At 76.3% G+C, this 11,920-nt stretch carries 8 protein-coding genes; 4 read left to right on the top strand and 4 right to left on the bottom strand.

The features are described 5' to 3' along the window. Window positions 1-329 precede the first annotated feature (329 nt). From JD77_RS06835 to JD77_RS06820, 4 genes are all read left to right on the top strand, one after another. Window positions 330-4,145, top strand: coding sequence for a PD-(D/E)XK nuclease family protein (locus tag JD77_RS06835; RefSeq protein ID WP_145777446.1), 3,816 nt, complete (start codon window positions 330-332; stop codon window positions 4,143-4,145). A 31-nt stretch (window positions 4,146-4,176) separates the two neighbouring features. Continuing rightward, complete coding sequence (locus JD77_RS06830) at window positions 4,177-7,635, top strand: ATP-dependent helicase (RefSeq protein ID WP_145773534.1); 3,459 nt, start codon at window positions 4,177-4,179, stop codon at window positions 7,633-7,635. 199 nt (window positions 7,636-7,834) lie between these two features. Continuing rightward, on the top strand, window positions 7,835-8,038 hold the full coding sequence (locus tag JD77_RS06825) for a cold-shock protein (RefSeq protein ID WP_091595283.1): 204 nt from the start codon (window positions 7,835-7,837) through the stop codon (window positions 8,036-8,038). 331 nt (window positions 8,039-8,369) lie between these two features. Continuing rightward, complete coding sequence (locus tag JD77_RS06820) at window positions 8,370-8,570, top strand: hypothetical protein (protein ID WP_145773533.1); 201 nt, start codon at window positions 8,370-8,372, stop codon at window positions 8,568-8,570. A gap of 34 nt (window positions 8,571-8,604) precedes the next feature. Here the strand turns inward: JD77_RS06820 and JD77_RS06815 are convergent, their stop codons facing one another. From JD77_RS06815 to JD77_RS06800, 4 genes are read right to left on the bottom strand one after another with little or no spacing between them, the layout of a single operon-like run. Further along, on the bottom strand, window positions 8,605-9,123 hold the full coding sequence (locus JD77_RS06815) for an RrF2 family transcriptional regulator (RefSeq protein WP_145773532.1): 519 nt from the start codon (window positions 9,121-9,123) through the stop codon (window positions 8,605-8,607). A 4-nt stretch (window positions 9,124-9,127) separates the two neighbouring features. Beyond that, the gene (locus JD77_RS06810; RefSeq protein ID WP_145773531.1) at window positions 9,128-10,012 is read right to left on the bottom strand and encodes an ABC transporter permease; all 885 of its coding nucleotides are present in this window, start codon (window positions 10,010-10,012) and stop codon (window positions 9,128-9,130) included. Beyond that, window positions 10,002-10,781 (bottom strand): ABC transporter ATP-binding protein, encoded by a 780-nt coding sequence (locus tag JD77_RS06805; protein ID WP_145773530.1) that lies wholly within the window; start codon window positions 10,779-10,781, stop codon window positions 10,002-10,004. The genes JD77_RS06810 and JD77_RS06805 overlap by 11 nt, the downstream gene beginning before the upstream one ends. Then, window positions 10,778-11,839 (bottom strand): ABC transporter substrate-binding protein, encoded by a 1,062-nt coding sequence (locus tag JD77_RS06800; RefSeq protein WP_145773529.1) that lies wholly within the window; start codon window positions 11,837-11,839, stop codon window positions 10,778-10,780. Before JD77_RS06800 ends, JD77_RS06805 begins: the two co-directional genes overlap by 4 nt. Window positions 11,840-11,920 lie beyond the last annotated feature (81 nt).

Below are 11,920 nucleotides of genomic sequence, written 5' to 3'. Positions count from 1 at the left end.
CTGGCCCGGCCTGGCCCGGCCTGGCCCGGCCCGGCCCGGCCTGGCCCGGCCTGGCCCGGCCCGGCCCCGCCCGGCCCCTCCCCGGCCCCGGCGATCAAGAAGTTTGCGTCGGGGATCGCGCCCGGCTGGGACACAAATCTCTTGATCGGCGGCCCCATGGGCGGTCCAGTGCGTCCCGACGGCCGGCAGGGCGGCCGTTGCCGGGCGGGGACGGCCGTTGCCGGGCGGGGACGGGCGGGACGGGCGGGACGGCCGGGAGTACGGGGGAGGCTGCGGGCCGGGTGGGGTGGGGGCGGATGGGTGTCGGAGGGGCGTGGTGGGATGGAGTGATGCAGGCGTACCGGCTGGTGCGCCGGCCCGCCGAGGCGGCCCGGGGGGACCGCCGATCCGGGGAGCCGGCGTGGGGGGAGCGGCGGCCCGACGGGGTCGGCGGCGATGCCGCGCAGCCCGATCGGCCGCCGCCCGATCAGCGGCGGGAGGGCCAGCCGCCGCCGGATCAGCGGCGGGAGGGCCAGCCGCCGCCCGATCAGCCGGCGGAGGGCCAGCCGCCCGATCAGCCGCGGGAGGGCTTGGCGCGGAAGGGGCTGGCGTGCCCTGACGGGTGGCGGGCGGATCTGGTGCAGGCCGAGGTCGTCGCGCACACCGACGGGCCGATGCTGGTGCTCGGCGGCCCGGGCACCGGCAAGACCAGCGTCCTGGTCGAGGCGGTGGCGGCGCGGGTGGCCGAGGGCGTCGACCCGGAGCGCATCCTGGTGCTCACGTTCGCCCGCCGGGGCGCGACCGAGCTGCGCCGCCGGATCGAGGCCCGGGTGGCCGGCGACGGGCACCGGGTGCTGCGCGAGCCGCTGGTGCGCACCTTTCCGGCGTACGCGTTCGGCCTGCTGCGCCGGGCCGCCGCCGAGCGGGGTGAGCCGTCCCCGCGGCTGCTCACCGGTCCCGAGCAGGATCTGATCATCCGCGAGCTGCTCGACGTGGTCGGCGAGGAGCCGGAGGACGACCCGGTCGGCTGGCCGGACGACCTGCGCCCCGCCCTGCGTACCCGGGCGTTCGCGCAGCAGTTGCGCGACCTGCTGATGCGGGCCGCGGAGCGCGGTGTGGGGCCGGTGGAGCTGGCCCGGCTCGGCGAGAAGCTGGGCCGCGCCGACTGGCCGGCCGCCGCCCGCTTCCTCCGCGAGTACGTCGCCGTGCTGGCGCTGCGTGACGTGAGCAACCGCGGCTCGATCGCGTACGACCCGGCGGAGCTGGTCCGCACCGCCACCGGGCTGCTGCTCGACGACCCGGCGCTGCTGGACGCCGAGCGCCGCCGCCTCGCCCACGTCTACGTCGACGAGTTGGCCGACACCGACCCCGCCCAGCTCGACCTGCTCGCCGCGGTGGCCGGCGGCGGCAAGTCACTGGTCGCGTTCGCGGACCCGGACTCCTCCACGTACGCGTTCCGGGGCGCCGACCCGGCCGGGGTCGCCGCGTTCCCGCACCGGTTCCGCACCGCCTCCGGCGCGCCGTCCGCCCAGGTCGTGCTGACCACCTCGTACCGGGCGGGGGCGGGGATGCTGGCCGCGACCCGGCGGCTCACCGCGCGGCTGCGCGGCCCCGGCGCCCACCGGCGGCTGCGCCCGCTGCCCGACGCCCCGCCCGGCTCGGTCGAGGTGCGCACCTTCCGCTCGGCCACCAGCGAGGCCGTCTGGCTGGCGCAGGCGCTGCGGGCGGCGCACCTGCTCGACGGCGTGCCGTGGTCGCGGATGGCGGTGCTGGTCCGGTCCACCAACCGGCAGCTTCCGTCGCTGCGTCGGGCGCTGCACACCGCCGGCGTGCCGACCGTGGTGCACGGCGAGGACCTGCCACTGCACCTGCAGCCGGCGGTGGCCCCGCTGCTGCTCCTGCTGCGCTGCGCGCTGGAGCCGGAGCGGCTCGACGAGGAGGCGGCGGTCGCCCTGCTGCACTCGCCGCTCGGCGGGGCCGACCCGCTTGCCGAGCGGCGGCTGCGCCAGGGCCTGCGGGCCCTCGCCCTGGCCGCCGGGGACCGCCGCCCCTCCGGGGAGCTGATCGTCGAGGCGCTGAGCGACCCGGCGGAGCTGGCGGGCATCGACCGGCGCTGGGCCGAGCCGGCGCAGACCGTGGCGGGCCTGCTGGCAACGGCCCGGGAGGCCGCCGCCCGCCCGGGGGCCACGGTCGAGGATGTGCTGTGGGCGGTGTGGCGGGCCAGCGGTCTGGCCGAGCGCTGGGCCGGGGCGATCACCCGGGGCCGGACGGCGACGGGCGAGCACGAGATCGCGCGGCGCTGGCGGGCGGAGGCCGCCGACCGGGACCTGGACGCGGTGCTGGTGCTCTTCGACGCCGCGGCCCGGTTCGCCGACCGGCTCCCCGGGGCGCGTACCGAGGTCTTCCTCGACCACGTGCTCGGCCAGGAACTGCCGGCGGACACGCTGGCCGCCGCGGCGGACCGGGGCCAGGCGGTACGCCTGCTCACCGCCCACGCCGCGAAGGGGCTGGAGTGGGACCTGGTGGCCGTCGCGGGGGTGCAGGAGGGCGTCTGGCCGGACCTGCGGCTGCGCGGCAGCCTGCTCGGCTCCGAGCGGCTGGTCGACGTGCTCGCGGGTCGGGCGGAGGGTGACGCCGGGCGGGCCGTCCTGGTCGGGCAGACCTCCGCCCTGCTGGACGAGGAGCGGCGGCTCTTCCACGTCGCGGTGACCCGCGCCCGCCGACGGCTGCTGGTCAGCGCGGTCGCCTCGGCGGCGGTCGGCGGCGACGACCACGAGGAGCAGCCCAGCCGGTTCCTCTACGAGCTCGACCCCACGGAGCCGCCGGCCACGACCGGAGGCGACGACCCGACCGGAGGCGGCGGACCGACCGGAGACGATGGCCCGAGCGGTGGAGATGGCCCGACCGGAGACGGCGGCCCGAGCGGTGGCGATGGCCCGAGCGGTGGCGACGACCCGACCGGAGGCGGCGGACCGAGCGAAGACGATGGCCCGAGCGGTGGCGATGGCCCGAGCGGTGGCGATGGCCCGAGCGGTGGCGGCGGCCCGAGCGGGCGCGGCGACCCGGGAGCACCAGGCGACGAGCATCCGGCGGGCGGAGGGCCGGCGGGCGGAGGGCCCGGGGACGGGACCGGGCGTGGACCGGTCACCCTGCCGGTGGCCGGGGCGCCCCGGGCGCTGACCCTGCCGGCGCTGGTCGCCGAGCTGCGTACCGTGGTGGCCGACCCGGCGGCGCCGCACCACCGGCGGCACGCGGCGGCGGCCGAGCTGGCCCGCCTCGCCGCCGCCGGGGTTCCCGGTGCGCATCCCGACGACTGGTGGGGGCTGCGGACCCTCTCGGACGACCGGCCGCTGGTCGACGAGGGGGAGCCGGTCCGGGTCACCCCGTCGGCGATGGAGAGCGCGCTGCGGTGCAGCCTGCGCTGGCTGCTGGAGCGGCACGGCGGCAGTGCGCCGGCCAGCGCCGCGCAGGGGGTGGGCAACCTGGTGCACGCCGCCGCGATGCTCGCGGAGGGTGCCAGCGCCGACCGCTCGGCCCTGCTGGAGTACGTGGCGGCCCGGTTCGACGCGATCGAGCTGGCCGCCCGGTGGATGGTCGGCCCCGAGCGGGCCCGCGCCGAGACCATGGTGGACAAGCTGCTGCGCTGGCTGGCCGCCAACCCGCGCCGGCTGCTCGCCATCGAGCACGAGTTCGCCGTACGCCTGGACGACCCGCACCGACCCGTCGAGCTGGCCGGACGGGTGGACCGGCTGGAGGTGGACGCCGACGGGCGGCTGGTGGTGGTCGACCTGAAGACGGGCCGGTCCACGGCGGTCACCGAGCCCGAGGTGGCCGAGCATCCGCAGCTCGGGGCGTACCAGGCGGCGGTGGAGGCGGGGGCGTTCACCGAGTTCGGGGAGGAGTCCGGCGGCGCGGCCCTGGTGCAGCTCGGCACGGCGGCGAGGGACGCGAAGGAGCAGAGCCAGCCGGCGGCCGGGCAGGGGCCGGAGGCGGGCTGGGCGACGGCGCTGGTCCGCCGCACCGCCGATACGATGGCCGCCGCCACCTTCGCCGCGGTCGCCAACTCCAAGTGCCGGGTCTGCCCGGTACGCACGAGCTGCCCGGTGTCCGGGCAGGGGCGCCAGGTCGTCGAGCCGCCGACCACCCGCAGCCCGGAGGACCCGTGACCAGTCCGGAGCGTTCCCGCGAGCGCGAGGCATGACCCAGCCCGCCCTGTTCGGCACCTCGACCCCGGCGCCCCGGACGGCCGACTCCGGCCCCCGGTACACCCCGGTCGAGCTGGCCAGGCTGCTCCGGCTGCCGGCGCCGACCCGGGAGCAGGCCGCGATCATCGCCGCGCCGGTGGAGCCGCTGCTGGTCGTGGCGGGCGCCGGGTCCGGCAAGACCGAGACGATGGCCGCCCGGGTGGTCTGGCTGGTCGCCAACGCGTACGTCCGGCCCGAGCAGGTCCTCGGGCTCACGTTCACCCGCAAGGCGGCCGGCGAGCTGGCGCACCGGGTGCGTACCCGGCTGGACCAGTTGGTGCGCCGGCTGGGGCGGCGCGGGCGGGATCCGCGCGACGACCCGTTCGCGGGCGAGCCGACCGTCTCCACCTACCACTCGTACGCGGGGCGGATCGTCACCGAGCACGGCCTGCGCGCCGGGTACGAGCCGTCGACCCGGCTGCTCACCGAGGCGTCCCGCTGGCAGCTCGTGGACCTGCTGGTGCGCAACTACGACGGCGACATGTCGGGCGTGGACCGGATGCCCAGCACGATCACCGACGCCGTGCTGGCCCTGGCCGGCGAGCTGGACGAGCACCTGGTCGACCCCGACGGGCTGGCCGCCTGGACGGGCCGGTTCTTCGCCGAGGTGCAGGCCCGGCCCGGCCGGGTCTACGCCGACGTGCGAAAGGCGCTGCAGCTCCAGCAGACCCGGCTGAAGCTGCTCCCGCTGGTGCGCGCGTACACCCGGCGCAAGGAGGACTTCGAGGCGATGGACTTCGCCGACCAGCTCGCCCGGGCGGCCCGGGTGGCCCGGGACCACCCGGCGGTCGGCGCGATCGAGCGGGACCGGTTCCGGGTGGTGCTGCTCGACGAGTACCAGGACACCAGCCACGCCCAGGTGGTGCTGCTCAACGCCCTCTTCGGCGGCGGCCACCCGGTGACCGCGGTCGGCGACCCCTGCCAGTCCATCTACGGCTGGCGCGGGGCCAGCGCCGGCACCCTGGAGCGGTTTCCCGCCGAGTTCGCCCGCGCCGGCGGCGCGCCGGCCGAGGTGCTGAGCCTCACCACGAGCTGGCGCAACCGCCCGGAGATCCTGGGGGTGGCGAACGCCCTGGCCACCCCGCTGCGGGCGGCCGGCGCCCGGGTGCCGGAGCTGCGCGCCGCGTTGAGCGTCAAGGACCCGATCCCGCACCGCACCCCGGGCGGCCTGGCCGCCGGGACCGTCCACTGCGCGCTGCTGCCGACGTACGCCGACGAGGCGGACTGGATCGCCGACGGCGTGCTCGCCGCCTGGCGGGGCGCGGCCCGGATGCCGGGGGCGTTACCGGAGCGCATCCCGGTGCCGCAGCGGCCCACCACGGCGGTGCTGGTCCGGCTGCGCAGCCAGATCCCGCCGATCGCGGCGGCGCTGCGCGCCCGGGGCCTGCCGGTCGAGGTGGTCGGGCTGGGCGGCCTGCTGGACACCCCCGAGGTGCGCGACGTCGTGTGCACCCTGCGGGTGCTGGCCGACCCGACGGACGGGGCGGCGCTGCTGCGGCTGCTCACCGGGGCGCGCTGGCGGATCGGGCCGCGCGACCTGGTGGCCCTGCACCGGCGCGCCCGCGCGCTCGCCGGCAACCGCCGGCAGTTCGCCGCCGGCGGCGGGCCGGAGATCGCCGTGGACCTGCTCGACGAGGCCACCCTGGTCGAGGCGCTGGCCGACCTCGGGCCGGCGCAGGCGTACTCGGCCGAGGGGTACGCGCGGCTGCGCGCGTACGCCGAGGAGTTGGCGCTGCTGCGCCACCGGCTGGACCAGACGCTGCCGGAACTGATCGCGGACGTGGAACGCACCATCGGCCTGGACGTGGAGGTCGCCGTGCGGGCGGGCCGGGACGGCACCGGCGACGCCGGACTGGCCCGGGGTCACCTGGACGCCCTCGGGGACGTGGCGGCCCGGTTCACGGGCGAGTCCCCGGGCGCCACCCTGTCGGGCTTCCTGGCCTACCTCGCCGCCGCCGAGGACGAGGAGCGTGGCCTCGCCCCCGGCGAGGTGGAGGTGGTGGAGGGCGCGGTCCAGATCCTCACGGCGCACGCCGCCAAGGGCCTCGAATGGGACGTGGTCGCGGTCGCCGGCCTGAGCCGGGGGGTGTGGCCGGGCCCGGTGCGCAACTCCGACCACTGGCTCGGCGGGTTGGGGGTGCTGCCGTTCCCGCTGCGCGGCGACGCCGACGGCCTGCCCGAGCTGGGCCTGGCCGAGGCCGTCGACCAGCGCGGGGTGGCCCGGGCGCTGGCCGACTTCACCGACGCGTGGCGGGCGCACGACGAGCGGGAGGAGCGCCGGCTGGCGTACGTCGCGGTGACCCGGCCCCGGCGGCTGCTGCTCTGCTCCGGCCACTGGTGGGGCGAGGGGACGAAGCGCCCGCGCGGCCCGTCGGTGTTCCTGCGCGAGGTGCACGACGCCTGCCTCGACGACGGCGACGGGCACCTGGTCGACCACTGGGCGCCGGAGCCGGCCGGGGACGCGACGAACCCGACCACCGAGGTGGTGCTGCGCGCGGAGTGGCCGGCCGACCCGCTGGGCGCGCGCCGCCCGGCGCTGGCCGAGGCGGCCGCGCTGGTCCGCCGGTTCCTCGCCGAGGGCCCGGACGCCGCCCGCGCGCCCCTACCCGGCGAGGCCGGCGCCGACACGGCGGATCCCGCGGCGGCGGACCCGGAGGCGGCGGGGCCGGAGGTGGCCGACCCCGCGGCGGCGGACCCGGAGGTGGCGCGGTGGCGGCGGGAGGCCGACCTGCTGCTCGCCGAGCGGGCAGAGCTGGCCGCCGGGGCGGGCGCGGTCGAGGTGGCGCTGCCCGGCCAGCTGTCGGTGACCCAGCTGGTGGCGCTGCGCCGCGACCCGGAGGAGCTGGCCGGCGCGCTGCGCCGCCCGATGCCGACGGAGCCCAGCCCGTACGCCCGGCGGGGCACGGCGTTCCACACCTGGCTGGAGCAGCGCTTCGGCGCGGACCGGCTGCTCGACGTGGACGAGTTGCCCGGGGCGGCCGACGCCGACGCCGCACCGGACGAGGAGCTGGCCGAGCTCCAGGCGCGTTTCCTGGCCAGCGAGTGGGCCGACCGGGTGCCGGTGGAGGTGGAGGTGCCGTTCGCCACGGTGCTCGCCGGGGTCGTCGTGCGCGGCCGCATGGACGCCGTCTTCGCCCGGCCCGGGGGGCGGTTCGACGTGGTCGACTGGAAGACCGGGCGGCAGCCGGCCGGGGAGCGGGCCGAGGCGGCGGCCGTGCAGCTCGCCGTCTACCGGCTGGCGTGGGCCGAGCTGGCCGGGGTACCGGTGGACCGGGTCGGGGCGGCGTTCCACTACGTACGGGACGGGGTGACCGTCCGGCCGGCGGACCTGCTCGACGTGGACGGGCTGACCAGATTGATCACCGGGGTCCCGGAGGCCCCGGCGAGGCTGCCGATCCGGCAGGAGCCGTGATAGGCTGTGCGGGTTGCAGTTGTGGTTCCCAGTGACTTCGTGTGCGCCTGGTGGATTATGGCCCCAGGCGCCCTTTGTTGTGTCCGGAGTTTCTCCGGGCGGGGCGACCAACAGCGACAGGCGTGCCGCGCGCGGCACGCTCCTCTTCGGCCCGCAACAGGTGTGGGTCCGAACGTTCCGTCAAGGAGACGAGACACACATGGCAATTGGCACCGTCAAGTGGTTCAACGCTGACAAGGGCTTCGGCTTCATCACCCCGGACGGCGGCGGCGCCGACGTCTTCGCCCACTTCTCGGCGATCCAGTCCTCCGGCTACCGGAGCCTGGACGAGAACCAGCGGGTCGAGTTCGACGTGACCCAGGGGCAGAAGGGCCCGCAGGCGGAGAACATCCGCCCGCTCTGAACCTCCGGACACCCGTCCGCTGTGACACCCGCCGCGCCCGTTCGGGCGCGGCGACCGGCCGGCCCGCCCGCAACGCGGCGGGCCGGCTTTGCGTGTCCCCCTCGGTTCGGGTGGCGGCCACCGGTCCTCCCGGCCGCGCGGTCCGCGCCGTCCGCGCAGCGCCCGGTTTCGGCAGCCCGGCGGCGTAAGGCCCTGCCCGCTCCGTCCGGTCGAGTCGGAAATCAGGCGCGAATAGGGTCCGATCGACGACTGGTTCGGGTCGTGGTCGTGATCGATGCTCGCCGTGGGGGAGCATCGGCCGGCGGGGGCCGGCCGCGCGGGAGGGGTGGCCATGGTGGGCGAGGCCGAGTCGGGGGCGGTGCGTGAGCTGCTGATGGTGGTGGCGGTCGCCGGCATCGGCCTGTTGCTCGCTCTGGTGGCGGCGTTGGCGCCCTGGCACCCCTGGCCGGGGCGTGCCGCCCCGGCCAGCCTGGTCGAGCTGCACGGTCCCGACGAGGGGCAGGCCGCCGTGACCGAGTTGACCGCGGGCTGAGCCGACCGCCGGCACCGGCCGGTGGGGCGGCCGGTCAGTGCCGGGCGGGTCGCCCCACCGGCCGGGCGACCGAGTGCCCGGCCAGCAGGTCGGCCAGCGTGGTGCGGTCGACCACCAGGGCGATCGCCCCGTCCACGGCCAGCCAGACGTCGCGCAGGCCGGCCGCCGCCCCGTGGTAGCCGGCGGACTCCGGCGGCTGGCCGCGTACCGATGTGAGCGTCCCGCTGACCGAGCGGAGCACGTCGCCGACGCTGATCTGGTCGGCCGGGCGGGCCAGGGCGTAGCCGCCCTCGTTGCCCCGGTGGCTGTGCAGCAGCCCGGCCCGGCGCAGGTCGAGCAGGATGCCCTGGAGGAAGGTCAGCGGGATGTCCTGGCTCTCCGCCAGGGCCGCCGCCTTCACCAGCTCGCCGCCCGCCTCCCGGGCCGGCGGTCCGTCGCCGGCCCGCCGGCCGCCGTCGCCCACCGCACGGACGGGCCCGCCGTCCCCGGCCGAGGCGGCGGCGACGGCGAGCATGGCCCGGAGCGCGTAGTCGCTGCGCGCGGAGACGTACACGGCGTCACTGCCCGGCCTGGTCCAGCACGCCCCAGCGGCGCCGGATCGCCTGGTCGGCCGCCCCGAAGGCGGCGTCGACGAGCAGGCCCACCGTGAGGATCACGATCATTGTGGAGAGCAGCCAGGGCGCGTCCGACAGCTCCCGCGAGTACGTCAGCTGCGCGCCCAGCGAGGTGCTGGAGATGCCGACCACGATCAGCTCGCCGGCCATCAGGCTGCGCCAGGAGAAGGCCCAGCCCTGCTTGAGCCCGGCCACGATGGCGGGCAGCGCCGCCGGGGCGATGACGTACCGGTAGAGGCCCAGGCCACGGGCGCCGAGGTTGCGTCCGGCGCGCAGCAGCAGCGGCGGTACGTAGTCGACGCCGCTGATCACCCCGTTGGCGATGGACGGGGCCGCGCCGAGCACCACGACGAAGAAGATGGCCTTCTCGCTCAGCTCGAACAGCAGGATGGCCAGCGGGAACCAGGCGATCGAGGGCATGGTCTGCAACGCGGTGATCATCGAGCCGATGGCCGCCCGCAGCACCCGGGACCGGGCGACGGCGAGCCCGACGAGCAGGCCGACGCCGACCGAGAAGACGTACCCGACCGCGGCGCGGCGCAGGGTGGTGGCCATGCCCTCCCAGAGCTGCGGCGTACCGGCCTGGCGGAGCAGCTCCTGCCCGACGGCGACCGGCCCGGGCAGCGAGTACGGCGGCCAGATCTCGGCCCAGACCACCGCCTGCCAGGCCGCGACGGCGATGGCGAGCGCCGCCAGCTTGGGCCAGGTCACCGCCCAGATCGTGGCGGTCCGGGAGGTCGTCTTCTGGCGGCCGGCGATCTCCAGCGCGTCGAGCCCGGAGATCTCGGCGTCGGCGCGCGGGGCGCCGGTGAGGGTGTCACTGGCCATGGCGGCCCACCTCCGTACGCAGCCGGTCGGTGACCTCGGCGGCGATGGCGGCGATCTCCGGGGAGTCGATGCGTCGCGGCCGGGGCACGTCGACCCGGGTGGAGTAGATGATCCGGCCGGGGCGGCTGGAGAGCAGGACGATCCGGTCGGCGAGCCGGGCGGCCTCGCGGACGTTGTGGGTCACGAAGAGCACGGTGAGCTGCCGCTCGGACCAGATCCGCTCCAACTCGTCGTGCAGGATGTCCCGGGTCATCGCGTCGAGCGCGCCGAACGGCTCGTCCATCAGCAGGACCGGGGTGTCCAGGGCGAGGGTGCGGGCCAGCGCGACCCGCTGCCGCATGCCGCCGGAGAGCTGGTGCGGTCGCTTGCGGCCGAAGTCGGACAGGTGCACCGTACGCAGCAGTTCGGCGACCCGCTCGCGGCGCGCGGCGCGGGGCAGCCGGCGCAGCTTCAGCGGCACGTCGACGTTGCCCTCGACGGTCAGCCACGGGAACAGCGCGGCCTCCTGGAACATCAGCCCCGGGTCCACCCCCTCGCCCAGCTCGATCTGCCCGCCGCTCGGCCGGTCCAGGCCGGCGACCAGGTTGAGCAGGGTGCTCTTGCCGCAGCCGGACGCGCCGACGAGGCAGACGAACTCGCCCGGCTCGACGTCGAGGGAGACCCGGTCCAGGGCGAGGACGGCGTTGCCGCCCTGCCCGTACACCTTGGTCACGCCGCGCAGCGCGACCGAGCCGGTCGCGCCGCGCGGCGCCGTCGTGGTCGACGTCATGGTTGCGCGACCTCGGCCTTGCCCTGGGCCTTGAGCACCTCGTTGAGGTACGTCAGGTCGTAGAGCCCGTCGAGGCTGACCGGCTGGGTCAGGCCGACGGCGACCGCGTGGTCCAGGCCGGTCTTCAGCGACGAGGCGATCGGGTCGTTGGTGAACTCCAGCGTCGGCCACGCCTGCTTGATCAGCTTCACGTCCAGCGGCTTGCCGGTGATCTTGCCGATGTGGTCGGAGATGGCCTGCTGGGCCTCGTCCGGCTTGGTGTTGACGAACTCGTTCGCCGCGACCTGCCCCTCGACCAGCTTCTTGACCACGTCGGGGTGGGCCTTGAGGAACTTGGTGGAGACGATCAGGTTGGTGATGACGAACTTCTTGTCCGGCCAGAGGTCCCGCTCGTCGACCAGCACCTTGCCGCCGGCGTTGACCAGCCGGGAGACGAACGGCTCGGGCACCCACGCGCCGTCGATCGCGCCGCTGTTGAACGTCTCCACGCTCTGGGCGTTCTCCTGCGGGACCACCTTGACGTCGCCGCCGCCCTCCTTGGTGGTGGTCAGGCCCTTCTCCTTGAGCCAGTAGCGCAGGGCGACGTCCTGGGTGTTGCCGAGCTGCGGGGTGGCGATCTTCTTGCCGCGCAGCTGCTCGACCGAGGTGATGTCGGGCTTGACCACCAGCGCGACGCCGCCGGACGCGGCGCCGGCGACGACCCGGACCGCCTCGCCCTTGGACTTCGAGTAGGCGTTCACCGTCGGGTTCGGACCGATGTACGTGGCGTCGAGCGCGCCGGAGAAGACCGCCTCGATGGCCGCCGGACCGGCGTTGAAGGTCTTCGTCTCCAGCTTGACGCCGCTGCCGAGCTTCTCGGCGAAGATGCCCTTCTCCACGCCGACCACGGCGGGGGCGTGGGTGATGTTGGGGAAGTAGCCGAGCCGCAGCGTCACCGGGCCCGAGCCGCCCGAGGCCGCGTCGTCGCCGCCGCACGCGGCGGTGGCGCCCAGGGTCGCCGCACCCACCACGGCGAGCGTGGCCAGGGAGACCAGTCGACGGAAGGGGAGCCGTCTCATGTCGTTCGTCCAATCCACAGTATTCCTACTTAGTTGGTAGGAAGAGTGGGGCAGGGCGCGGGCGGCGTCAAGGCCCATCCA

It is taken from the genome of Micromonospora olivasterospora, from assembly GCF_007830265.1.
In the GTDB taxonomy this organism is placed as follows: domain Bacteria; phylum Actinomycetota; class Actinomycetes; order Mycobacteriales; family Micromonosporaceae; genus Micromonospora; species Micromonospora olivasterospora.
This window is presented reverse-complemented; position numbering and strand designations above follow the sequence as displayed.

Coding starts and splice junctions, on each gene's coding strand:
- JD77_RS06835 (WP_145777446.1), top strand. CDS start 330: ATGCAGGCGTACCGGCTGGTGCGCCGGCCCGCCGAGGCGGCCCGGGGG.
- JD77_RS06830 (WP_145773534.1), top strand. CDS start 4,177: ATGACCCAGCCCGCCCTGTTCGGCACCTCGACCCCGGCGCCCCGGACG.
- JD77_RS06825 (WP_091595283.1), top strand. CDS start 7,835: ATGGCAATTGGCACCGTCAAGTGGTTCAACGCTGACAAGGGCTTCGGC.
- JD77_RS06820 (WP_145773533.1), top strand. CDS start 8,370: ATGGTGGGCGAGGCCGAGTCGGGGGCGGTGCGTGAGCTGCTGATGGTG.
- JD77_RS06810 (WP_145773531.1), bottom strand. CDS start 10,012: ATGGCCAGTGACACCCTCACCGGCGCCCCGCGCGCCGACGCCGAGATC.
- JD77_RS06805 (WP_145773530.1), bottom strand. CDS start 10,781: ATGACGTCGACCACGACGGCGCCGCGCGGCGCGACCGGCTCGGTCGCG.
- JD77_RS06800 (WP_145773529.1), bottom strand. CDS start 11,839: ATGAGACGGCTCCCCTTCCGTCGACTGGTCTCCCTGGCCACGCTCGCC.